Source organism: Pseudomonas sp. SJZ079, assembly GCF_007993865.1.
Classification (GTDB): domain Bacteria; phylum Pseudomonadota; class Gammaproteobacteria; order Pseudomonadales; family Pseudomonadaceae; genus Aquipseudomonas.
Window position 1 is genome coordinate 49,848 of record NZ_VIUH01000003.1, and the last position, 23,089, is coordinate 72,936.

General features: G+C 63.0%; 22 protein-coding genes. 7 read left to right on the plus strand and 15 right to left on the minus strand.

What is annotated here, in order from left to right:
• Positions 1 to 2,000 precede the first annotated feature (2,000 nt).
• The 10 genes from FBY03_RS04380 to FBY03_RS04425 all read right to left on the minus strand — a co-directional run bounded on the left by FBY03_RS04380 (position 2,001) and on the right by FBY03_RS04425 (position 10,314).
• Complete coding sequence (locus FBY03_RS04380; protein WP_147170979.1) at positions 2,001 to 2,981, minus strand: 5'-nucleotidase; 981 nt, start codon at positions 2,979 to 2,981, stop codon at positions 2,001 to 2,003.
• 66 nt (positions 2,982 to 3,047) lie between these two features.
• A complete protein-coding gene (locus tag FBY03_RS04385) occupies positions 3,048 to 3,881 on the minus strand; it encodes an NYN domain-containing protein (RefSeq protein WP_147170980.1) in 834 nt (277 codons plus the stop codon).
• A gap of 127 nt (positions 3,882 to 4,008) precedes the next feature.
• Positions 4,009 to 4,215: a hypothetical protein gene (locus tag FBY03_RS04390; RefSeq protein ID WP_147170981.1), complete on the minus strand. Its 207-nt coding sequence runs from the start codon at positions 4,213 to 4,215 to the stop codon at positions 4,009 to 4,011.
• Positions 4,216 to 4,462: 247 nt separating this feature from the next.
• Positions 4,463 to 5,323 (minus strand): prohibitin family protein, encoded by an 861-nt coding sequence (locus FBY03_RS04395; RefSeq protein ID WP_147170982.1) that lies wholly within the window; start codon positions 5,321 to 5,323, stop codon positions 4,463 to 4,465.
• 386 nt (positions 5,324 to 5,709) lie between these two features.
• Positions 5,710 to 6,054 carry a zinc ribbon domain-containing protein YjdM gene (locus tag FBY03_RS04400; protein ID WP_147170983.1) on the minus strand — a complete coding sequence of 115 codons (345 nt, stop codon included), beginning with the start codon at positions 6,052 to 6,054 and terminating at the stop codon, positions 5,710 to 5,712.
• A 199-nt stretch (positions 6,055 to 6,253) separates the two neighbouring features.
• The gene (locus FBY03_RS04405; protein ID WP_147170984.1) at positions 6,254 to 7,099 is read right to left on the minus strand and encodes an arylamine N-acetyltransferase; all 846 of its coding nucleotides are present in this window, start codon (positions 7,097 to 7,099) and stop codon (positions 6,254 to 6,256) included.
• Positions 7,100 to 7,147: 48 nt separating this feature from the next.
• Entirely contained in the window at positions 7,148 to 7,570 is a 423-nt protein-coding gene (locus FBY03_RS04410; protein ID WP_147170985.1) for a DoxX family protein, read from the minus strand.
• 199 nt (positions 7,571 to 7,769) lie between these two features.
• On the minus strand, positions 7,770 to 8,504 hold the full coding sequence (locus FBY03_RS04415) for an ABC transporter substrate-binding protein (RefSeq protein WP_147170986.1): 735 nt from the start codon (positions 8,502 to 8,504) through the stop codon (positions 7,770 to 7,772).
• Between the two features lie 138 nt (positions 8,505 to 8,642).
• Positions 8,643 to 9,413 carry a phytanoyl-CoA dioxygenase family protein gene (locus FBY03_RS04420; RefSeq protein ID WP_147170987.1) on the minus strand — a complete coding sequence of 257 codons (771 nt, stop codon included), beginning with the start codon at positions 9,411 to 9,413 and terminating at the stop codon, positions 8,643 to 8,645.
• Positions 9,414 to 9,939: 526 nt separating this feature from the next.
• Entirely contained in the window at positions 9,940 to 10,314 is a 375-nt protein-coding gene (locus tag FBY03_RS04425; protein WP_178090558.1) for a hypothetical protein, read from the minus strand.
• A gap of 707 nt (positions 10,315 to 11,021) precedes the next feature.
• On the opposite strand from FBY03_RS04425, the gene FBY03_RS04430 reads away from it, so the two are divergent.
• Together FBY03_RS04430 and FBY03_RS04435 are read left to right on the plus strand one after the other, a co-directional pair.
• Positions 11,022 to 12,461: a multiheme c-type cytochrome gene (locus FBY03_RS04430; RefSeq protein ID WP_147171186.1), complete on the plus strand. Its 1,440-nt coding sequence runs from the start codon at positions 11,022 to 11,024 to the stop codon at positions 12,459 to 12,461.
• 218 nt (positions 12,462 to 12,679) lie between these two features.
• Entirely contained in the window at positions 12,680 to 13,243 is a 564-nt protein-coding gene (locus tag FBY03_RS04435) for a hypothetical protein (RefSeq protein ID WP_256677864.1), read from the plus strand.
• Between the two features lie 78 nt (positions 13,244 to 13,321).
• Here the strand turns inward: FBY03_RS04435 and FBY03_RS04440 are convergent, their stop codons facing one another.
• Together FBY03_RS04440 and FBY03_RS04445 are read right to left on the minus strand one after the other, a co-directional pair.
• The gene (locus tag FBY03_RS04440; RefSeq protein ID WP_147170988.1) at positions 13,322 to 13,870 is read right to left on the minus strand and encodes a cytochrome P460 family protein; all 549 of its coding nucleotides are present in this window, start codon (positions 13,868 to 13,870) and stop codon (positions 13,322 to 13,324) included.
• A 59-nt stretch (positions 13,871 to 13,929) separates the two neighbouring features.
• Positions 13,930 to 14,469, minus strand: coding sequence for a carboxymuconolactone decarboxylase family protein (locus FBY03_RS04445; protein WP_147170989.1), 540 nt, complete (start codon positions 14,467 to 14,469; stop codon positions 13,930 to 13,932).
• 104 nt (positions 14,470 to 14,573) lie between these two features.
• Between FBY03_RS04445 and FBY03_RS04450 the strand changes: the two genes are divergently transcribed.
• Entirely contained in the window at positions 14,574 to 15,401 is an 828-nt protein-coding gene (locus tag FBY03_RS04450; RefSeq protein WP_147170990.1) for an AraC family transcriptional regulator, read from the plus strand.
• A 24-nt stretch (positions 15,402 to 15,425) separates the two neighbouring features.
• Here the strand turns inward: FBY03_RS04450 and FBY03_RS04455 are convergent, their stop codons facing one another.
• Positions 15,426 to 15,911, minus strand: coding sequence for an LEA type 2 family protein (locus FBY03_RS04455; RefSeq protein ID WP_147170991.1), 486 nt, complete (start codon positions 15,909 to 15,911; stop codon positions 15,426 to 15,428).
• Positions 15,912 to 16,042: 131 nt separating this feature from the next.
• Positions 16,043 to 16,882, minus strand: a complete 840-nt coding sequence (locus FBY03_RS04460; protein ID WP_147170992.1) for an EamA family transporter — start codon at positions 16,880 to 16,882, stop codon at positions 16,043 to 16,045.
• 280 nt (positions 16,883 to 17,162) lie between these two features.
• Between FBY03_RS04460 and FBY03_RS04465 the strand changes: the two genes are divergently transcribed.
• The 4 genes from FBY03_RS04465 (at position 17,163) to FBY03_RS04480 (ending at position 21,759) form a co-directional block, all read left to right on the plus strand.
• On the plus strand, positions 17,163 to 18,509 hold the full coding sequence (locus FBY03_RS04465; protein ID WP_147170993.1) for an SUMF1/EgtB/PvdO family nonheme iron enzyme: 1,347 nt from the start codon (positions 17,163 to 17,165) through the stop codon (positions 18,507 to 18,509).
• On the plus strand, positions 18,506 to 19,495 hold the full coding sequence (egtD, locus tag FBY03_RS04470; RefSeq protein ID WP_147170994.1) for an L-histidine N(alpha)-methyltransferase: 990 nt from the start codon (positions 18,506 to 18,508) through the stop codon (positions 19,493 to 19,495). The genes FBY03_RS04465 and egtD overlap by 4 nt, the downstream gene beginning before the upstream one ends.
• A 250-nt stretch (positions 19,496 to 19,745) precedes the next feature.
• Positions 19,746 to 20,276 carry a TetR/AcrR family transcriptional regulator gene (locus tag FBY03_RS04475; RefSeq protein ID WP_147170995.1) on the plus strand — a complete coding sequence of 177 codons (531 nt, stop codon included), beginning with the start codon at positions 19,746 to 19,748 and terminating at the stop codon, positions 20,274 to 20,276.
• A gap of 442 nt (positions 20,277 to 20,718) precedes the next feature.
• The gene (locus FBY03_RS04480) at positions 20,719 to 21,759 is read left to right on the plus strand and encodes a methyltransferase domain-containing protein (RefSeq protein WP_147170996.1); all 1,041 of its coding nucleotides are present in this window, start codon (positions 20,719 to 20,721) and stop codon (positions 21,757 to 21,759) included.
• A 258-nt stretch (positions 21,760 to 22,017) separates the two neighbouring features.
• On the opposite strand, the gene tssA is transcribed toward FBY03_RS04480, so the two are convergent.
• On the minus strand, positions 22,018 to 23,088 hold the full coding sequence (tssA, locus tag FBY03_RS04485; RefSeq protein WP_147170997.1) for a type VI secretion system protein TssA: 1,071 nt from the start codon (positions 23,086 to 23,088) through the stop codon (positions 22,018 to 22,020).
• Between the last annotated feature and the right edge of the window lies 1 nt (position 23,089).

Here is a 23,089-nt window from a genome sequence, read left to right on the forward strand (position 1 = left end):
GAGCGGCCTTGGCCGCGAAGTGGTAGTGGCTGCAACGGTGAGTCGGCTCTCAGATGCGGTGGCGAGGGGTGTTTGCCCGGGTCTGAAGGTTCACTTGTTTCATGTGGGAGCGGCCTTGGCCGCGAAGCGGTAGCAACGGTTTAGGCCGTGGTTCGGCGCGACACTTTCATCGCCTGATCATAAGGTTTCGCCCTTACGGCGAGTCCCTTTTGGCAGTCGCCCCAAAAGGAACCAAAAGGTCTTGCCCCGCCATACGGCCCGCCTGCGGCGGGTTCCCTCACTCCATCATAGTTCCAGGGGCCGGCGTACAAGGGCCGTCCCTGGCCCTTTACGCCTCTCGCCGCATCCATGCGGCTCACTCCCTTTCACAACGATTGTGTTCGGCCTGCTGGAAAGGGGCGTTGTCCCGGCTCGAATTTATTGTTTCGACGCGGGAAGGTGTTGGCTTTTGTTTCTAATGATCGTTCCCACGCGGAGCATGGGAACGATCAAATGCTCACCGGTTGGCATCGGTCGATGGTTCGCAGGCTTCCTGTAGGAGCGGCCTTGGCCGCGAAGCGGTAGTGGCTGCACTGGTGAGTCCGCGCTACGGACGTTCGAGTTTGGCAGCTCATGTTTTTTGCATATCCGCCGCAGCGGCGGTGGCTTGGGGTATTGGTTTACTCGCTTCGCTCACCCTACGGGCCAGCCTGTGGCTGTTACTCCGCTACGCTGCGTTTCGCCCTTACGGCGAGTCCCTTTTGGCAGTCGCCCCAAAAGGAACCAAAAGGTCTTGCCCCTCCATACGGCCCGCCTGCGGCGGGTTCCCTCACTCCATCATTGCTCCGTGGGCCCGCTGCGAAGGGCCATCCCTGGCCCATCACAGCTCTCGCGGCATCCATGCCGCTCAACCCACTCCACAACGATTGCGTTCGGCCTGCTGGAAAGGGGCGTTGTCCCGGCTCGAATTTATTGTTTCGACGGGGGAAGGTGTTGGCTTTTGTTTCTAACGTTCGTTCCCACGCGGAGCGTGGGAACGATCAAAATGAGCCCTGGGATGCGGTTGGGCGTAGCGATGCCCAGCGGTTGGCATCGGCCGATGGTTCGCAGGCTTCCTGTAGGAGCGGCCTTGGCCGCGAAGCGGTAGTGACTGCACTGGTGAGTTTGCGTTCAGACGCGGTGGCGAGGGGGGGCCGGGTCTGAAGGTTTACTTGTTTCATGTGGGAGCGCCCTTGGCCGCGAAGCAGTAATGGGTGCAACGCTGGACTTTGGCCTGGCGCTACATGTTCATCGCCTGATCATGAGGTTTCGCCCTTACGGCGAGTTCCTTTTGGCAGTCGCCCCAAAAGGAACCAAAAGGTCTTGCCCCGCCATACGGCCCGCCTGCGGCGGGTTCCCTCACTCCATCATTGCTCCGTGGGCTCGCTGCGAAGGGCCATCCCTGGCCCATCACAGCTCTCGCGGCATCCATGCCGCTCAACCCACTCCACAACGATTGCGTTCGGCCTGCTGGAAAGGGGCGTTGTCCCAGCTCGAATTTATTGTTTCGACGCGGGAAGGTGTTGGCTTTTGTTTCTAACGTTCGTTCCCACGCGGAGCGTGGGAACGATCAAAAGCTCTTTGCTGTTGGGTTGCGCATATCGTCCAGGCGACGCGGTCCCGGGTCCCGTCAGGAGGCCGAGTGGAGGTGCTGTGGAGAGGGGCGTTTGGCATGGATGCCAAACGAGGAACGATGGGCCAGGGATGGCCCTTCGTGACGACCCTCGGAACAGTGCCGGAGCGAGGGAAGTCTGGCGCAGCCAGACCCGTATGCCGGGCGCGCTTTCTCTTTGCTGCCCCTGATATAAAAAGCCTCTTTCGCGCGAGCAAAGGGAAAGTGACTCGCCGAAAGTGCGAAATTCATAGTAGGGGTAAATAAAGATTCGTCGGATTGCCATCAGGTTTTTGCGTTAATCACTTCGGATTTATTCGCCGAAAATAATTCAGTCCGCTTTTGGGCTGCGTTAAATTAATTATGCGAGCTATTGTTTGTCTGTTGCGGTGGTCACTGGGGTTAACTCAAGAGTCGTTTGGTTATCTAGAAATTTCCGTAGAGGTGAACCTGTTTTATATGGTACTTGGCTGGACGGTACAACTTTTGATGCGGGTTCAACATGAGCCTTTTGATCGTCGAAAAATATATGCGGACGCAGTGCTTTTAGGACCTTGTCTTTGGCTAGGCCCCCTAGGAAAAATGCTTGATCAACATAAACGTTCCATTTTCTTAAGGTCTTTATTACTCGGACGTGAGCCGGACTGTTTCGTGCAGTAACAATTGATATTTTTATTGGGGATTTCTCTGAGCCAATTTCATTGTGTATGGTGGAAAGCACTCTGATGAACTTTGCAAATGGGCCGTCTTTTAGCTCGATATCCTCGTTTTTTAGTTCGTTAATCTGGAATGGCCCCATGCCCTCAGTTTTGTATATATATTCTGAGTCCTCAGAAAAAATTACTGCGTCAGCATCGAACGCAAATCGAATTCTTTCTTCGTCCGGAAGATAATCCAGTGGGGGGTCATAAATTGTTGCTGCGGCACATTGCTCTGTGTCGATAGCTGTTTGTACGTCTTCAGTATGCTTTGTTAATAGTAGGTCTACGTCGAATGCTTGAAGGAAAGGCGCTAGAGACTCTCCGCCTGAAAATGCAGACCTTGTTATGTCTAGATTGTAATGCTTTATAGCGCTATGTATGCGTAGACCTGTGTCGGGAGAGTTTTTGGACATTATAATTACTTCAACTAGCCTTTGGTCGGGGGACTTGGCGTATTTGTTGAGTTTTAAAAGTGCTTCAACTAGGAAGTAAGCTGCGCCTTTTTCTAAAATTGAGTCTTCGTGCTGAAGTTGGTATTTTCTGTATTCATCGATGGTGCTTGTCTCAAATACTATGTTCTCCTTCTCAAGGTCAAAAAGAGCTCGAGAGGAAACCCCTATAACAAGTGTGTTCTCAAAATTTATTGCCATTTGAGTCAGTCCGTGTTCTTGGTTTTTAACCGTGGTGGAAAGGGTTCTTGATTTTTTGGGTGACCTTTATTTCCCCGCCTTCCTATTCCTCACATACAACGCCTCTCCCCCCGTCGCACTACTCCCCCTGACCTGCAATTCAAACCGCTTGGCCTGCCCCTTGATCAGTTCACTCAACTTCTTGAACCCATACAACCGCGCATCGAACGCCGGACGCAATTTGCTGATGTTCTGCCCGAGCACGCCGAGGTTGACCCAGCCGTCCTCATCGTCGTTGTCGTCGATGACCTTGGCGATAAAGTCCACCGGGACTTTCTGCGGCTTGTTTTGACCGCTCGGCTTGGCCGGTTCGGCCGGCGCCTGCTCCGTGGCGGGCGGCTGCGGCTTGTCGCTGCGGGCGACTGGCTCATTGGCCTCGGGGCGGAGTATTTCGGTGTAGATGAACTTGTCGCAGGCCGAGACGAACGGCGAAGGGGTTTTCTCTTCGCCGAAGCCGTACACGGTCAGGCCTTCCTCGCGCAGGCGGGCGGCCAGGCGGGTGAAGTCGCTGTCGCTGGAGACCAGGCAGAAGCCATCGAAACGTCGGGTGTAGAGCAGGTCCATGGCGTCGATGATCAACGCGCTGTCGGTGGCGTTCTTGCCGCGGGTGTAGGCGAACTGTTGCACCGGCTGGATGGAGTGGTCGAGCAGTACCTTCTTCCAGCTGCCGAGGTTGGGTTGGGTCCAGTCGCCGTAGATGCGTTTGACGCTGGCCACGCCGAATTTGGCGATTTCCTCGAACAGGCCTTCGATGATCGAGGCCTGGGCGTTGTCGGCGTCGATCAACACCGCCAGGCGCTTTTGCGTGTCGTCATCTTGCGGGCGCGCGGCATAACGCGCGGAGGGGGCTTTGCTGTTCATGGGTCATCCTTGAAGGAGCATGCCCAGAACATACTGCGGAAGGCTGGCCGAACGCCATAGGCAACAGGTCGCAGAACGCGAGGGCTGTCACCTGCCGCGTGGTTCGGCGGGTGGCCAGCCCCGTGCGCTATTCGGCGTTCTGGCTGGCCTCTTCGAGGCGTTGCTGGTTCAGCTGGTTGGCCTGCTCGACCTGCAGCTTGAGCTGCGCCATCTGCTGCTGAGCCTGTTCCGCCTGCTTGGCCTGCAGCGCGGCGCTGGCGGCGCTTTCGCCCAGGCCACAGCCGGCCAGGGCGAGCAGGGTGGCAAGGGTCATTACGGTGGGGATGCTGCGCATAACCAGCTCCTGTTCGATTGGGAGCACGCTATGCGTGCTCAATGTCAGCAAGCTTCCCACGCGGCGCGTGGGAAGGGGCTAGGAGCCTGTCGGACTTGACCGTCCGTAGCGAGGGAAAGTCCGGTTTGAGTCAGTTTTGCTGATCTTTCGCGGCGAATAGCGCGCTATTTAACAAGAAAGAGCGGCATAAATGGCCAAATCCGGTTTTTCCGCAGCAGGGCAGCGTTAAGTCCGACAGGCTTCTAATTTACTTACTGGCGTCGATAAACGGCAGGGTGCCGCCCGGCAGTACGGTGGTCGGCAAGACGCCGTTCCAGCGCTCGGCCTTGGTCAGTTCAATCAGGTTCTGGTTGCTCGCCAGGGCATCGGCGCGCGCGCGAATGGCTTCGGCTTCGGCCTGGCCGCGCAGGCGGGTAGCCTCGGCGTCGGCCTTGGCCTGGGCCAGCTTGGAGTCGGCCTCGGCCTGTGCCTGGGTCACGCGGATCTGCGCTTGCACCTGTTCGGTGGCCAGTTGCTGCTCGCGGGTCTTGACCTGCACTTCGGCGGTCATGCGCGCTTCCACGGCTTTTTCGTAGGCGTCGGAGAAGTCGATGTTTTCGACCTGCACGCTGTCGATCATCACCGGGCCTTCGATGCCTTTCTTGATCGCGGCGGAGATGTCGCTGACCAGCTGACCACGATTCTGCACGGCGGCCACGGCGTTGTAGCGGCCGAACACGTTCTCCACCTGGGTCGGCACTTGCCGGCTGATCAGGCGGTCTTTCATGCCTTCGATGGTCTGGAAGGCGGTGTACACCTTGGCCACTTCCGAGGGAACCACGTGCCAGGACACCGACACGCGCAGGGTCGCTGCCTGCTGGTCCTTGCTGTAGGCCTGCAGCCGGTCGTAGATGGTGACCTGGCTCTGCGTGGAGAGCCGCTTGACCGACTCGATGAAGGGAAACTTGAACGACAGGCCGGGCTCGATCACGCCGACCAGCGCACCGTTGCGCAGCAGCACACCACGCTCGGTTTCATCCACGGTGTACCAGGCCCCCATGAAGCCTCCCACCAGCAACAGGCCGGCGACTCCGGCCGCGATGGCTTTGGCGTTGAGTTGCTGCGTCATGTGTGTCTTCCTTATGCATAGCGTTGAGTGCGGCTGGCAGGCCGTATTGGCAGCGTCGCCCAGACGGCTGCGTGGAGTGTGGGCAGATTTTTTGTGCGGTGCGCGCGCGGCACGGCCGAATCTGCGGCGCCGACCATACCCCATATGGCAAGTGGCCGAGTGCTACTGTGCCGCAGAATTCTTGCCGAATGCCGCACAGGTGAGCACCTCCACGCCGCAGCATTGCGGCGCAGCGGCTATGTGGTCTGGCTGGGTGTGCACAGGGTTGGCGCGGGGGCGCGCCTGGCGGGCACCTCCCTCGTGGCGCTCGAGGGAGGGCGCCGGGTCGATCAGCCACTTGCGCGTGCGCGCTGTATGTCGCGCTCAGGTGGCCGCTCGAACAGGACTCAGACTTTTCTGACGAACTCGGATTTCAGCTTCATCGCGCCGATGCCGTCGATCTTGCAGTCGATGTCGTGGTCGCCGTCGACCAGGCGGATGCCCTTGACCTTGGTGCCGACCTTGACCACCAGCGAGGAGCCTTTGACCTTGAGGTCCTTGATCACGGTGATGGTGTCGCCGTCCTGCAGGGTGTTGCCGACGGCGTCCTTGATCACCTTGTCGTCATCGCCTGCGGTGTGCGCCGAGGCGGCGGCCGACCATTCGTGGGCGCACTCCGGGCAGATCAGCATCAGGCCGTCTTCGTAGGTGTATTCGGAGTTGCAGTTGGGGCAGGGCGGCAGGGTGCTCATGCGGCGGGCTCACTTTCTGGCAGGCTAAAAACCGCAAATTATATAAGGTTTTGCGCGCGTTGCGGTCGTGCCGGGCCAGGTGGCGAGCAGGCGGGCAGTTTGTCCTGCCTGTGGCAGCGCTCGTCGGACGGCCAGCCCGGGCGAAAGTCGGGCTGTCTCAACCGAGCAAATCCTAGGGGCCAGCCTCTGCGTACAAGCCTTATGCGCTGGGTTGCAGCAGGGCTTGCAGGCGCTGCTGCAGGGGGGCGCCGTCGAGGTCGGGGTCGAGATTGAGCAAGAACTCGTTACGCAACAGCGCCAACACCTCGGCGGCGGAGTCGATCAGGCGTTGCTCGACCCGGCCATCGGCGTAATGGCGCTTGAAGGTGCCGTTGGCCAGGGTCAGGCGGGTGCTGCCCTCGGTGCGGGCCGCCATCAGCATCTGCCGGAAGATGCTCTGCGGGTGGGTGGAGGTGTACCAGTTGCGCGCGGCGAAGTCGATCCAGGGTGAGGCCTGCAGGTCGAAGTGGTACACCGGCAGCCAGGCTTCGCCGACGCGGGTGTGCAACTGGTAGTGCGGTTGTGCGGCGTTGGGCGGCAGCAGGCGGAAGGGCAAGTCCGGCAGGTCGCTGGGTTCGTGCAGCGGCATGGCGCGGAACGGCGTGGCGGAGCCGAAGGCGATGTCGACGAGGAACGGGCCTTGCGCCAACTCCACGCACAGCAGCAGGTGCGAGAGCATGGTCTGCGGCGCGCTGTCCGCCAGGCCCCAGCGCACGCGGCCGGTGAGCAGGCTGACGCGGTAGCCGAGGCTGAGCAGCAGGCGGGCGAACAGCGAGTTGGCCTCGAAGCAGTAGCCGCCGCGGCCGCGCTCGACGATCTTGGCGAAGGTCGCCGCGGCGTCTATGCCGATGGGCCGCTCGAGCAGCACATCGACGTTCTCGAACGCGACCCGGTTGAGGTGGGCGGCAATCAGTCGATCGAGGTTGGCGCGATCGGCTTCAGTCGGGCGCGGCAGGTCGAGGTGCGCGAGGTAGGCCTGCTGCTGTTCGGGGCTCAGCGGGTGCATGCGGTGGGGCTCCAGTCGGATCGGCTCGGCGGCTGCTTGGCCGCGGGTTCAGGCGCAGTCGGTTTTGCCGCGACACAGGCGGCGGTCGAGGCTCCAGGCGCCGCCACCGGCCGCTGCCAGGTAAAGAAACACGAAGCAGAGCATTATGGCCAGCTCGCCGTTATTCAGTAGCGGGAAGAATCCCTTGGGGGCATGGCCGATGAAGTAGGCGAAGGCCATTTCACCGGAGAGGATGAAGGCCGTCAGCCGCGTCAGCAGGCCGGCGATCAGCAGCAGGCCGCCGACCAGTTCGAGCACGCCGGCCAGGCCGATCAGGGAGAACAGGCTAAGGCCGTCGAAGTAGGCCACATGGGGAAAACCCAGCAACTTGGCGCTGCCGTGCTGGAGGAACAGCAGGGCGGTGACGATACGCAGCACGCTGAGCAGGCGCGGCGCCCAGAGGCTATTGAGTTGAGCGATCAAGGCGGACATCGGTGAATCTCCTGGGCGAGTGGCAACACTGTCGGCCAGCGCCGTGATGCGCGGGCGCACTCATTGCTGGGCAGTGTAGTTGGCGGCCGGCGCAATTCCAGGCTCGCCACGGCCCGGGTATTTGTTGCACGGCAGCAGGCAGAGCGTGCCGTCGTCGCTCCGATCTGCGGGCGATGTCTCGGCGGGCCGGCAATACCGATCAATCGATCGCCAGGCCCCAGCGCTGGAAGATGGCGTCGAGCGTGCCGGCGCTTTGCAGGCGTTGCAGGGCCGCGGCGAAGCGCTGCGCGCGCTGCTCATCGCCCTTGGCGAAGGCCACGTAGCGTGGTATTTGCGCCAGGGGCTGCGGCAGGATGCGCACCTGCTGTTCGGCGTGTTGTTCGTGCACGAAGTGCATCAGTTGGGCCCGGTCACCGACGATGAGGTCGATGCGTCCGGCCAGCAGCATCGATACCAACTGGCGCGGATTTTGGGCGCGGGTGTCACGCTGCAGATCGGCCTGATCGAACTGCGACTGGTAGGCGTAGCCGCGCACCTGGCCGATGACGTAGGGCGAGAGGTCGCTCAACTGCTGCCAATCCTCGAGCACAGCCTTGTGGCTGGCCATGAATACGGTGATGCCACTGCGGATAGGGCCGACCAGGTTGTATTGCGCCTTGCGCTCCGGCGTGCCGGCAAACTGGAAGGCCATTTCCACCTCGCCGCGGCCGAGCATCTGCTTGACCCGCTCCCAGGGATACAGGCGCAGCCGGTACTCGACGCCGGCTTCGCGCAGTACCGCATCGACCAGCTCGACATCCAGCCCTTGTGGGGTGCCGTCGGGGTTCTGGGAAAAGCTGTAGGGGGCGAATTGCTCGTCGCCGATCACCCGCCATGGGTGCGCCAGCGTTGCAGCGCTCAGCGTCAGGAGCAGGCATAGCAGCAGATGGCGCATGGTGGACTCCGTCTGACCATGAGAATGAGCCGGTACGCTCGTGCAAGAAGTACGCAGTGCAGGCTTTGATACTAGTCAATCGAGGGCAGCCTGCGCGCAAGGACAACGGCCTGTTAGCGATCCGCCCCGGTGGTCGGGTCAATCGTATTCGGCGGCCTCGTGTTCACCGAGCAGGCGCCGCTGGCGCGGGGTGCAGGCGGCCAGCACGTGTGGGTTGAAGTGAAAGGCCAGATAAGGCGAAAATTTCTGCGCGACCATGCGCCGGCCGTAGTGCACCTGCAACAGGTAGCGCGTGCGGTCTGGCGTGCGGTTGCGACTGCCAGCGTGCCACAGCTCGCTGCGCAGGAACAGTGCGTCGCCGGCGTGGCACAGTACCGGCTGTGGCGCCAGGCCCTGCCACTGGCTTTCGCCCTCGATCGGCGGGCGTCCGGCGCGGTGGCTACCGGGGATCACCAGGGTGGGGCAGAGGTCGGCGTCGATGTCATTCAGGTACAGCTGCGCGGTGCAGATCTGCATGGGCAACAGAAAGGACGGGTCGGCCAGCAGCGTTGTCGGCAGCGCCATGGCCAGGTAGTCCAGGTGCAGGTCGGCGCCGATAAAGCCGGGGTGGCAACGCCAGGCCGTCTGGCCAATCACATGGCAGTCCGCCCCCAGGCAAGCCTCGGCCAGCTCGATGACCCCCGGCGGGTCGAGGTAGGGCAGCCACAGTGGGTCACGGTTGAACACGCATTTGTAGTGGTCGACCAGGCCGCTGTAGTCCCAGTGCTGCGGGCGCAGGGCGTCGATGGCGGTGCGCAGTTCCGCGACCTGGCGGGCGTTCAGCACCCCGCGCAGCAGCACATAGCCCTGTGCATGCATGGTCTGCAGGCGCTCGGCGGTCAGTTCGGGGGCAACGCTGCGGCTGGACATGCTGTCGATTCCTCCGCGCCTGAGGCTGTGGCGGAGATCCGTGGGGCGGCGCATCAGGGATTGCGGCTCGGGTCAGGTGTCGACAGGGACGACTGGCCACGCTCGGGGTTGGCGTCCAGCCTGCCGTGCAGGCGCTGACACAAGGCATCGGTGCCGCCGATGTAGCAGTCCCCCGCCAGATTTGCGGCAGGCTAATCGGCGTACTGGGGCTCACCAGCGGCTTGATCCGAGCCAGCATCGCGTAGGAGCAGACCCTGATTTGAGCATAGCCAAGCGCAGTTCCTGGCGCTTTCACCTTGCCGTCCGGGCTCGGGCGCACTCTGCCAAGCTGGCAGCCCAGGAGATCCCCCGTACCCCGCGCGCACGCCAGCCAGCGCCTGGACCTGGGCGATGATCCGCGCCTGCAGGCCCCGCGCGAACAGCCGGCGCGGGGCGACGAGGCGTAGGCCCAGAGGAGGGGTAGCGATCGCCGCCGGCCAAAGCCAGGCAGCCGACAGCCCCACGCGCGGCGGGGCAGGCCTGTCAGCTACCAACGTGGGCGGGCGTAATAGCCCCGATAGCGATCATGATGCTTATGGTGGTGCCGCCTGAACGAGTAGCGTGGCTCGATCACCACGGGGTAGGGCTGGTAATACCTCGGCTGCGGTGGGTAGTAAACGGGGTGTGGCGGCGGGTAGTACGCCGGTTGCGCCGGGTAGTAGACCACCGCAGGCGGCGGGTACGCCTCGACATACGCGGGGGCTGGGTCGTAACGGCTATTGGCGACGATGGCGCCGCCGACCACGGCGCCCAGGATGGCCCCGGCAATGGCGGCGTCTCGCTCGGACCCGCGTGCCTGTGCCTGACCGCCGAGTGCCAGGCCGGCCACGAGCACGGCGAGTAGGGGGATACGGTTAAGCATGATGGGTACTCCTGCGTAGCGTCGGCATGTGCCGGTTACTAGCTTCGACCCTGAGCTGAATCGAACGTCTCGCGGGCTAAGGTAAAGCTTGTGTAAACCCTTCGAGGGCAGCTGTTGCACAGGTCACTCGTCCGCCCTTGTGACCCCTGCGCTCAGTGCGTTTGCGTTCGCCGTCTGCGGATGGTCGGAGCGCGCCTGACGCTGTGCTGCGCCCTGTTGCGGTCCGTTTGATTGGCTATAAGGGGTCGCTTGGTTATTTTGTTGTTTTTTAAAATTCATATTTATCAACTATTTATTAGCTAAGAATGAGCGGCTAAGAAACTTGACGAAATATTGACTATCCCGGTTTGCGGAACTAATACCTTAGGTACGCTCAAGCAAATATGAGTGTTTCATGCGCTTGAGGCGGGTACCCGGACTGTGTGCTGCTAGGGCAATGTGCGAAGTCTGTCTGGGCCAATCCCGGTCTCTGTTGGCGCCTTTTCTAAAGCCTGCTCATGCGAGTAGATGGCTCGGTTGGTTAGTGCTGTCTGCACCATTGGGCAGGGCGTGCGGCGACTGCGGCCCGGCGAAGTCGCGCTGAGGGAGGCTGTGAGATGGGCAGAGTAGCGGGGAGGGCAGAGCAGGCTCAGCCCACAGCAGCCTGTGCCGTAGCGGATGCGGCCGATGACCGGCCGGTGGCCTTACGCTTGCTCAATTCGGCGTTCATGCGCTTTCTCTATTCGCTGGGCTTGCTACTGGCCGCAACGCTGCTGGCAACCCTGGTGGCCATCGACATGGCGGTGGGCGACGAGCCGCCAGGCAATGAAAAATGGCTGGAACCGGCGCGCTCCAAACTCATGCATGTGATGAATGCCATGCCGTTCTTTCCGCACCGGGCCAACACCACGGGCAACCTGGTGTTGAATGTGAAGGACTTCGACGATGCCCAGGTGTGTGGCGCTTGCCACGTCGAGATCTACAAGCAGTGGCGTATGTCGATGATGTCTCAGGCCTGGGACGAGCCGATCTACCGGGCCTTGCTGAAAATGGCCAGCGAGGCCACCGAGGGCAAGGTGGATAATTTCTGCACCGGTTGTCATTCGCCGATCGGCCTCACCACCGGACAGATCACCGCGCAGGTCAACCGCTCCTCGATCGAAGACAGCGCCAAGAACCACCCGATGCCGGGGGTCGATTGCGAGTCGTGCCACAACATCAGTGCGCGCACCGGGCTGGACAACGGCGCTTACGTCATGAGCCCGCGCGCCCATGGCCGGCCGACCAAATATGGCCCGCGCAAGGATGCCGTTTCGCCCTATCACGATACCGTGTACTCGGCGCTGCACACCCGCTCGGACTTTTGCGCCACCTGCCACAACGTCACCCATCCCTTCAGCAGCGTGGCGGTCGAGCGCACTTATGACGAATGGCTGGAAAGCCCCTACAGCTTCAACGATGAAACCTGTCAGGACTGCCATATGCCGGGCTTTGCCGGTAAGGCCGCGATCATGGGGCCAGACCGCGAGCGGGTCGCCTCGCACTGGTTCAGTGGCGCCAACGCTACGGTGCTCAGCTATCTCGGCCAGCACCAGGCCGCGCAGCGTGCGCGTGAGATGTTGGCGAGCGCGGCGCACATCCAGTTTCAGCCCCTGCCCCCCGACATGCTGCCCGGGCAATACACCACGGTCGCGGTCAAGGTGGCCAATGTCGGCGCCGGGCACAAACTGCCGACCGGTTTCCCGGAAGGGCGGGAGATCTGGATCGACTTCCAGGTGCGCGATGCCACCGGTCGTGAGCTTTATCGCCTGGGCGCGGTGAAGGACGGCAAAACCGAGGAGGACACGCGAAATTTCAAGGTGCACCTGGGCGACAAGGACGGTAACGAGTTGGACATCGAAGTCTGGAACGCCACGCAAATCCTCTCGGATAACCGCATCCTGCCCAAGGGCTACATCGTTCGCGAATTCTCTTTCCAGGTGCCGGCCGACGCGGTCGGGCCGCTGACCCTGAGCGCGAGCCTGAACTATTGGCCGTTCTCGCAGAAACTCGCCGACTACCTGCTGGGCGCCGGCAAGATGCAGGTGGAGATCACCCAGATGGCCAGCGTCACCCAGAGCGTGCCTCTATCGAGGGCGCTGGCCAGTGCCGCGGCGATCAGCCCATGAAGTCGGCGCCGCCGAGGGATGCTCCGTCCCTATGGTGAGCCGTCAACTGGCACGACTTGAGCATTGCTGCGGTTGACCTTAATCTTGCGTTTGCGCAAACAGGGACGGTTAGCGTGAGGATTTGGCCAGCCGCCACGTCTTGCTGACCGTTGCTGGCGTGTTCGGCGTTGCCGATCCCTCTCATGTCGTTCGGTCACCATGACCGCTAAGGAAAGCCCATGTCTCTGTTTCGCTTGTTGTCTGTTGCTGTATTCGCCATCGCCCTCACAGGTTGTGCCTCCTCGGCCAAGATTGAAGGCATGACTGTTAGCGATAATCAGGTGCAGACCCTGCAGTTCGACAAACCACTGCATGACAACCTGCAACTCAACCCAGTCAATGGCGGTGAGGCAACCAATCCGCTGTGGACCTCGGAAATCGACGGCCCAGCTTTCCAGGCTGCGCTGCAACAATCGCTGGACAAAGCCGGTCTGCTGAGTACTTCCAGCCATGCCCCTTTAGCCCTGCAAGCCAACCTGCTGCGAGTCGAGCAGCCGCTGTTCGGTTTGGATTTCAAAGTGACCACTGAGGTCGAATACACCCTGGTCGAGAAGGCCAGCGGCAAGGTGCTGTTTCGCGAAACACTGCGTACTCCTTTCACCGCCGGAGTGGGTGATTCCTTAGTCGCGGTCAAGCGCTTGCGTCTGGCCAACGAGGGGGCAGCCAAAGAAAATATCGCCGCCCTGCTCAAGCGCCTGAGTGCATTGAAGGTCGATGCTAGCCAGGTCTCCCTGAGTCAGTAAGCGCATCCATGCTTGCAACGAAAGCCCCGGTCCTCGGGGCTTTCGTGTTTTTAAGGGCGTGCACTTAAGTGCGTCGGCTCAAGGCTTGTGCAACGTCGGATAACCCTGGCTGAACACCCAGTCGCTCTGCTGGGCCGGGACGTGGCAGCCCTTGCAGGTTTCCTCGAAGCTCTTCGATACATTCAACGCCGGGTTCTTCGCTTCGTACAGTGCCCAGCCCCAGCTCTCGCCCCAGTGCGGGTTGCCCTGGAAGCGGCCCTGACGGTCCTTGACCATCACGAACCAGACTGCGGTATCGCCGGCCCACTGCGCTTGGCCGGTGGTCTGCACGCCGTGCTCGACCTTGCGGATTTCCTTGATCAGTACGGCGCCGTCCGGAAACTCCCCGGTCTGGCGGTAGGCCTCGACTGCCTCGGCTTGGCTGTAGACGTCATGGAATCCATAACCGGGCGCCTTTTCGTCCGCCACCACCCAGGAACCGAGATGGCTCCAGCTCTTGCGGGCATCGGCGGGCAGGCTGATTTCGCCTTGGTCATTCACGTAGGTGCTGAAGGTGTGCTCGGCCAAATCCGCCGCGCTGGCGTTGAGGCTGGCGAGGGCGATGGCGAGGGACGCTAGGGTCTTCATGAGGATGCTCCTCTGTGGGGACGAGAAACGGCGGCGCCTGAGCCGGCGCCGCCGAACCGTTACAACGCAGCCTTGACCGGCGGGAAGTCGATGTCGGTGTGCGCCAGGTTGTTGGTGAAGTTGGTCAGCACGTTGAGCGCTACCTGGGCCACGACTTCGAGGATCAGGCCGTCATCCAGGCCCGCCTCGCGGGCGGCGAGCAATTCGCTGTCGTGAATGCGTCCACGCCGCGCCAGCACTTGCGTGGCCAGCTCGGCGGTGCGCGCCTCCAGCGGGTCGGCAGCCTTGCCCGCGCGGGCGGCGAGCAGTTCGGCAGCGCTCAGGCCGGCGCCCTTGCCCATCAGGCTGTGGGCGCTCAGGCAATACTCGCAGCCATGGGTCTGGGCCACCGCCAGGGCGATGATCTCGCGCTGGCGAGCGCTGAGGCGGCCGCGCCCGAGGGTTTCCGCGAGTCCCAGGTATGCCTGCAGGGCCACCGGGGCCTGCGCCAGGGTGCTGAACAGGTTGGGCAACATGCCCAGCTTGCGTTTCACCGCATCCAGCGTGGCGGCGGTTTGGGCGTCGGTGTGGGTGAGGTCGACGGGCGCGATACGGGGCATGCTGAGTTTCCTTCGGTTGGTGGTGAGACTGTGGAATCCACTTTGACCGAGAAGACGATATTGGTGATGATGAATAGTCTCCTAAAGCTAGCCGATGGTATCGAATGGACCGTCTCTCTCCCTTACTTGCCCGTTTCAGCCTGAGTGCCAGGGTGTTTCATAGCGGGCCGCTGTGCGGCTTCTCCGAACAGTTCGACGGCGGCAGCGTCGGCTATCTGCACCTGCTGCGCCGCGGCACCCTGCGGGTCTCCGGGCCACAGATGCACAGCTACCAGATCGATCAGCCGTCGTTGCTGCTGTTTCCCCGGCCGTGCAGCCACCGCCTGCATGCCGTTGGGCTGGAGGGAGCCGAACTGCTGTGCGCCACCTTCGACTTCGGCGGCGGCCTGGGCAACCCGCTGCTGCGCACCCTGCCCACCGAGATGCTGGTGCCGCTGGCGCAGATCCCCAGCCTGGAACCGGTGCTCAACCTGTTGTTCGACGAGGCGTTCGACGATCACTGCGGACGTCAGGCGGCCATCGATCGCTTGGTCGAGTACGTGCTGATCCTGCTGATGCGCCATGCCATGGATGCCAACTTATTGCAGGCGGGGATTCTCGCCGGCTTGGCCGAGCCGCGCCTGGCCAAGGCGATCAATGCCATGCACGAACAGCCGGAGGCCGGCTGGACCCTGGAAAGCCTGGCGCAGCGGGCCGGCATGTCGCGGGCGCGCTTCGCGGTGAACTTCCGCGAGGCGGTCGGCATGACGCCGCTGGACTACCTGACCGAGTGGCGCCTGAGCCTGGCCAAGAGTCTGCTCAAGCACGGCAAACCGCTGGGGTTGGTGGCGCCAGCGGTCGGCTATGCCAGCCCGGAAGCGCTGTCGCGGGTGTTCAGTCGCTGTTGCGGCGTGTCGCCACGGGACTGGCTGAAGAGTTTGATGCAGGCCTGAGAACGATCTGGCGGCAACGGCCGATTAGGGCACGGTCGCGGGCTCCGGCCAGTTGAGGGTGCCGCTGTCGGTAAAGCGCGAGGTGCCGAACAGGCCGCCGGCCAGCTTGCCGTGCAGTTCATAGGGCAAGCCTTGCCCAGGCTGGTAGCCGGCCGCACCCCAGGCCTGGCGCATGGCGGAGAACGCGGAAATGCTCACCGGCACGCTGATCAGCGCCTCACCGAAGCGCGGCACCTGGCCGCGCTGATCGCTCACTCCACTGGCCAGCGGCTGGCCGTTGACTGCCAGGTCCAGGGCCACGCCGTTGTAGTCGATGGCCGTGTCATTGGGGTTGAGTACCCGCAGCTTCACCGCGAAGCGTACCTCCAGACCCTCGCCGGCCAGTGGCTCCAGGCCGACCAGGTCGATGCGCAGTGGGTCGCGCAGGTCGAGGCTGCTGCATGCCGTCAGGCCGAACGCCAGCAGGCTGTAGAGCAGGGCGCGGATCAGGTGGGCGACGTTGATGGGCATGGGGTGAGATTCCGTTGTGGGCTGTGGCTACAGGATAGAAGACAGTCGCGAATGGGTTTTGCTCAGTCAGCCTCGCGCTTGTCGTGGTCGCCTGAGCATCGTCGGCGCAAGCGACCCTGACGCGCGATGCCTCACCCACGTTGTTTGGCGCCCAGCACCAGGGCGATGCCGCCGAGTACCGCGACCGAACTCAGCAGCAACCTCAGGCTCAAGGCCTCGTCGAGCAACAGGCTGCCGGCCAAGGCGGCGAGGATCGGCACGCTGAGCTGAACGGTGGCCGCCTGGAACGCCTGCAAGCCGCGCAGGGCGGTGTACCAGATGGCGTAGCCAATGCCCGAGGTGAGGGCGCCGGACAGCAACGCGTAGATCAACCCCGGCACATCCCAGTTCAGGCGACTGAGCAGCAGCGCACTGACCACTAAGGCCAACGGCACGGCGCGCAGAAAGTTGCCGGCGGTGGCGGCGAGCGGATCGGCGATGCCGCGCCCGAGCAGCGAATAGGCGCCCCATGCTGCGCCGGCGAGTAGCATCAGCAGCGCACTGCCGAGGGCCGGCGCGCTGGCGCCGGGCAACAGCAAAGCGAGCATGCCAGCGAGGGCCAGGAGCAACCCCGCTGCGGTCAGCGGGCTGAGGCGTTCGCCGCGATAAAAGCCCCAGGCGAGCATGCTGATCTGCACCGCGCCGAACAGCAGCAGCGCGCCGACCCCGGCGTCCAGCTGGAGGTAGGCGAAGGAGAACGCCGCCGCGTAGGCCAGCAGAGCCGCGGCGGCGAACCAGCTGCCAGCGAGGGCGCCGCTGCCTGAACGCAGGTGCAGCAAGCACCACAGGGTGAGGGCACCGGAGAGGATGCGCAGGCTGGTGAAGCTGGCCGCATCGATGGCGGTGTCTTTCAGCGCCAGGCGACACAGCAGCGAGTTACCGGCGAAGGCGAGCATGGCCAGGGCGGTCAGCAGCAGGGTTCGAGCGGTCATGGGCCATCCGTGCGTATGAGGTCTGGTTGGGCGCCAGGCCGAGGCCGTCATCTAAGCATAGTAAGTGGGCATTCGCTGCTCATGCCTGCAGCCGGCAGCAGCCGGGGCCCCGACGACAGGTGCGGGTTCTGCTCGATGGTGGGCTACGCTTTTGCAAGCGGCCTGCTGGTTTGGCCAGCGGCCGGTGCATCGTTGTGCTGAGCCGATTTGAACCTTTGCGCACGGCTGCAGGCCTATAGAACACCATCGCCTACTGTCCCCTGCGAGACGAAGGCCGTTTATGTCCAGAGCGAATCCTGTTGCCGGACGACCCGGGTTATTGCCCTGGTATAACCGTAATCGCGAGCGCGCCGCGCAACTCTTCGGGCTGATCGCGGACGAGGCTTATTACAGCCGTCCGATTGCGCTGCGCAACCCCATCGTCTTCTACCAGGGCCACATTCCGGCGTTCAGCTTCAACACGCTGATCAAGCAGGGGCTGGGACGACCGAGCATCGATGCACGGCTGGAACAACTGTTCGCCCGTGGCATCGACCCGCATGAGGATTCGAACAACGTCAGGGCGCGAGGCAATGAGGCCGACCTGTGGCCCAGCCGCGACGAGGTGGACGCGTTCTGCGCCGAGGCCGATCGCCAGGTGCGTGCGGTGTTGGCCGAGCATGATCGGGCGGCGGATGCACTGCCGCCCGAACGCGTCGAGGCGGCCCACTGCATCCTCGAACACGAGGCCATGCACCTGGAAACGCTGATGTACATGTGGCATCAGCTGCCGCTGGAGCAGAAACGGCGGCCCGCCGGCTACCGTCCGCTGATCGGTGGTGCACCGCCGGCGCAGACCTGGATCGACATTCCATCTGGTCAGGCCACATTGGGGATCGACCCCGGGGCTGAGCCGTTCGCCTGGGACAACGAGATGCCTGGCTGTACCGAGCAGGTGCCGGCGTTTCGAATTCAGCAGCACAACGTCTGCAATGCCGATTACCTGGCGTTCGTCGAGGCCGGCGGCTACGTCGATGCGCGCTGGTGGCGGCCTGCGGACTGGGCCTGGATTAACGCCGAGGGCATCGGCCATCCGCTGTTCTGGCAGCGCGACGGTGACCAGTGGCTGTGGCGCGGCATGTTCGATCTGCTTGCCTTACCCGCTGCCTGGCCGGTGTGGGTGAGCCAGGCCGAGGCCTCGGCCTACTGTCGCTGGCGCGGGTTGAGTCTGCCCAGCGAGGCGCAGTATCAACGGGCGGCGTTCGGCGCCCCGGACGGGCAGCCGCGCCGCTATCCCTGGGGTAACGCGGCGCCCGATGCCGCGCGCGGGGTGTTCGACTTTCACGCCTGGGACCCACAACCCGCCGGCAGCCACCCGGCGGGGTGCAGCGCCTGGGGCGTGGATGATCTGGTCGGCAATGGCTGGGAGTGGACGGCGACCGCCTTCGCGCCGTTTCCCGGCTTCGAGGTGCTGGCATCCTATCCCGAGTATTCCGCCGAGTTCTTCGATGGCGAGCACTTCGTGATGAAGGGCGCGGCGCCGGTGACCGTGCGTGAACTAATCAGGCCGTCGTTCCGTAACTGGTTCCGTGCGCGTTACCCCTATATCTACGCGAGCTTTCGCTGCGTCGCCGGAGCGGGACAATGAGCCCCGGGTCGGCACGGGTCTCGGTGCGGCCGCCGGCCGAACAGGTGTCGGCCCAGCAGTTTGCCGAGGATGTCGCCTTCTACCTGACCCAGACGCCGCGCCAGCTGCCCTCCCGATATCTCTACGATGACCTCGGCTCGGCGTTGTTCGAGGCGATCACCCGGCTGCCCTGGTACCGGCTGACCCGCGCCGAAACCGGGCTGCTGAAAACCCACGCACGGGCCATTCTGGCCGCCTGCGCACCGCTCACCGACGCCGTCGAGTTGGGCGCGGGCAGCGGGGCGAAGCTCGCGCAGCTGTTGCAGGCCCGTGATAGCGGCAGCGACGCGTTGCGCGTGCACCTGGTGGATGTCTCGCGCAGCGCGCTGACCGCCGCGGCCAGACTGTTGGTGGGGTTGCCGGCCACCCAGGTGATCACCCATGAAGCCACCTATGAGGCGGGTCTGGCCGAATTCAGGCGCAACCAGGCGGGAGCGGGGCGCACGCTGCTGTTGTTCCTCGGCTCGAATATGGGCAACTTCGATCCGCCGCAGGCCAACGAGTTGTTGCGCCAGATTCGCAACGCACTGCAACCCGGTGACCTGTTCCTGTTGGGCGCCGACCTGCTCAAGCCCGAGCGCGAGCTGATGCTGGCCTACGCCGATCCGCTGGGGGTGACCGCCGCCTTCAACCGCAACCTGCTGGTGCGGATCAACCGCGAGCTGGGCGGCGATTTCGATCTCGCGAGTTTTCAGCACCGCGCCTTGTGGAACGCCGCCGAGTCGCGCATGGAATCCTATCTGGTCAGCACCCGCACCCAGCGTGTGCGCATCCCCGAGGCAGGGTTCGAGTTGAGTCTGCACGACGGTGAGACGATCTGGACCGAGAGCTCCTACAAGTACAGCCGCGAGGGGCTGTTCGGTTCATTGCAGGACGCCGGTTTTGCCCGGCGCCAAGCCTGGGTCGATGAGGACGCGCAGTTCGCCCTGATTCTGGTGCAGCGTTAGCTTCAGCGCCGGTCAGTTGGCTTGATTGAGTAACCCGTCATAGTCGAGGACCTCGATCCTGGGCGTGCTATTGGTTGCAGGCAGCTGTGCCCATGGCTGCAGCAAGGGGGCGCATCGGGTAGTGGTCCGGCGAGTCCCGCGCATGGCGAATAGCCCCAGCTTTGAATTAAGGTCTGCTCAGTCCATAATTAGGCGCATGAACCGCGGACGCCCTAGAACCTTTGACCCCGACCTGGTCCTGGAAAATGCCATGCAGCTTTTCTGGAGCAAGGGCTATGAGGGCACCAGCCTGCAGGACCTGCTCGAGGCGACGCGGCTGTCCAAGAGCAGCCTGTATGAGAGCTTTGGCAACAAGCAGAGCCTGTTCGAAGCCGCCTTCAGCCGCTATGTCGAGAGCCGTGCCACGCATCTGCTGGAGCGCCTCGAATTGGCCGCGTCGCCACTCGCGTTCATTCGCGAATGCCTGCTGGCCGTGCTCGATGACGCCGAACGGGCTACGCCGCGTGGCTGCATGCTGGTCAACGTGGCCAACGAGTTTTCCACCCGCGACCCGGCGGTACAGCGGCTGATCACGCTCGCCACGCGGCGGTTTTGTGGGGTGTTCGAGCAGGCTTTCCAGCAGGCGCAAGCCGCCGGTGAGGTGTCGGATGCTCAGCCGCCCGCCGTGTGCGCGCGCTACCTGCATTGTGTGATGAGTGGCCTGCGTACCCAGACCAAGGCCGGTATGGAGCAGCAAGAATTGCGTACGGTGATCGAGCTATTCATGGCCAGCGTCAGCTGATTTTTTGTCTTCTTATGGACTTATAACGCCATAACTCTGGCCGCCTGCGCTAGGTCACCAGGAACCTCGCAGGACCGTTGCTATTGCTTTCGATATTTACGCAAGGCGCATCGCTACCCATGCCGTGCTCGGTCGGTTGACCGAAGGATTCGGTGACAAGGTGGTGTGCATCAATTGTCAGGCGCTGAGGTGTAACGCAGTGCCGCTTCGGCGCTCAAAGCAACAGTTCTCACGCGTTTAAATTGTCATGCTCCCCGCCTTGGGCGGTTGTGACCGCTCTTTTTAATCGCTGGCACGGCCAGCTCGATAGCCGCTGACCCGGCAACCCTTGCGGTTATTTGCAGTTAGCGGGTAAATCACCTATCACATCGGACCACCTCCTGATCGGCTCGGCTTGATTGATACGGGCTCACAGGGTTGCATCCAGGCACAGAGGTTACTCATGCACGAATCGGTACAGAACTACTACGGCAAGGTCCTGAAGAACACCGGGGATCTGAAAACCAGCGCCTGCTGCGATGTGTCCAGTATGCCGGCCTGGCTCAAGCCCCTGCTGGCCAAGGTGCATCCCGAGGTCAGCGCGCGCTACTACGGCTGTGGCCTGGTCGCGCCGGCCTTGCTGGAGGGTTGCCGGATACTCGACCTGGGCAGTGGCTCGGGGCGCGACTGCTATGTACTGGCGCAATTGGTCGGGCCAAAGGGCTGGGTGTTGGGGGTGGATATGACCACTGAGCAACTGGAGGTGGCCAACGCCCATCTGGATTACCACGCCGAGCGTTTCGGCTACGCCAACGTGGCGTTTCGCAAGGGCTATATCGAGGATCTGGGCGCCCTGGAGCTGGCCGACGCCAGCTTCGATGTGATCGTCTCCAACTGCGTGATCAACCTGTCGCCGGACAAGGACAGCGTGCTGCGCGAGGCCCATCGCCTGCTCAAGCCGGGCGGCGAGCTGTATTTCTCCGATGTCTATGCCGACCGCCGGCTGGCCGATGAACTGCGCCAGGACGAAGTGCTGTACGGCGAATGCCTGGGCGGCGCCCTGTACTGGAACGACTTCGAGAACCTGACGCGTCGCCATGGCTTCGCCGATCCGCGCCTGGTCGAGGACCAGCCGATCGACATTACCGACCCTGCCTTGGCCGAGAAACTCGGCGCTGCGCGTTTCTTCTCCGCCACCTACCGCCTGTTCAAGTTGGATGGCCTGGAGCCGGCCTGCGAGGACTACGGCCAGGCGGTGATCTACCAGGGCAGTATCCCCGGCGCCGCGTCAGCCTTCGTCCTGGACAAGCATCACCGCATCGAGACCGGTCGGGTTTTTCCGGTCTGTGGCAACACCTGGCGCATGCTGAAAGACAGCCGCTTCGCCGTGCACTTCCAGTTCATCGGCGATTTCAGCCGTCACTTCGGTCTGTTCGAGGGTTGTGGCGGCGGCCTGCCGTTCGACCAACAGGGCGCTCTGTCGCCTGCCGCCAGTTGCTGCTGAGAGACGCCAAAGCAGTGGGCACGCACTCGCTGGTTGTTCTGGCCAGTGCCGTGTGGCTGGTGGTCGGTTGCGTTCACGTGCGCCGCTGATGGCCGACATCGCTAAATACTTGGAGGCTGAGAGCCGGTCGCTGACGGTCCTGGGTTTTAACTGGCAACCACCCGTACCTGAGTCAACCAACTAGCCGTACAGGCCACTAACCTGTGACGGCCATTCGATATGGGCCGACAGCGGTTCGCCAGGTAACGCCTCTCCGCTCTAGGGCAACACGCCTAGCAAGGTCCACAGTCGACGTGCTTCCGCGTCGGCGCTGATCAGTTCCGCCAGCAGGTCGCGCAGCGGCTTCTGCCCCCATTCGACGGCGCGGTTGATCAGGTAGGGGACCGGGCTGTGGGGTTCGGACTTGGCCAGGTAACTGGCGATCAGCTCCAGTTGGCGGTAGGCCTCGTCACGGCTGGACGGTGCACGCCCAAAGGTGGCCGGCGTGGGTGACGAGCCCTCCTCCTCGGTGAAAAACGGCGACTCATCGATGGCCGGCTGGGGCGGGGTGGCGGGGTGCATGGCGAGGAACTCCTGCATGAGGGTGGCCAGCTGCTCGATGGTCTGGCGCAAAGGCGTGAAGGACGGCGAGTCGAAGGCCAGCTGTGCGTCGCTCCAAAACTCCAGCCGTGCCAGCGCGTCATGACTTTCGGCTAGCCAGATGATGTTCTGCCGAAATTGCACACCGGGCAGCATGCGCAGGGCGTCGTTCAGCTGGCGTTGAGTGGCCTGGGCGGTCTCGCGCTCAACTTTGGCGCTCTTGTGGTCGCTGCCATTCAGCAGTTTGCGCTGCAGTTGCTGCCAGTCGGCATAGCTGAATTTTGCGAACTCCTGGCTTACCTCACCGACCAGCGGTACCCGGGTCAGCAGCACTTCGGCGTAGCGACGAATCAGCCATTCGAGTGGGCTGGAGCGCCAGGACAGATCGCCATCTTCCGGTTGCGGGTGCAGCTCGTCACTGAAGCGTTCGCAAAGGTTAGCCAGCAGGGTCAGCGCCTCCGCCAATCCGGCGAAGCCGTGACGGTGCAACCAGGCTTCGCCGAGCCAGGCGGCGACCATCATGTCTTTGCTTTTGCGACTGAGCGTTTCGCTCGCCAGACGCTCCACGACGGCCCAGTCGGCGCGCTTCAGGTCGCTGCTCCAAACCCCCGTGGGCAGGCTCTCGTCGTCCTCTCGGCGGGCTTCGCGCAGCGCGTCGTACTCGGGTTGATGGCGGATATTGCTACCACAAGGCTGCGGGCCGGAGATCGGTTCCAGCAGCCCTGCGGTTTGCAGGGCAACGGCGTCCATG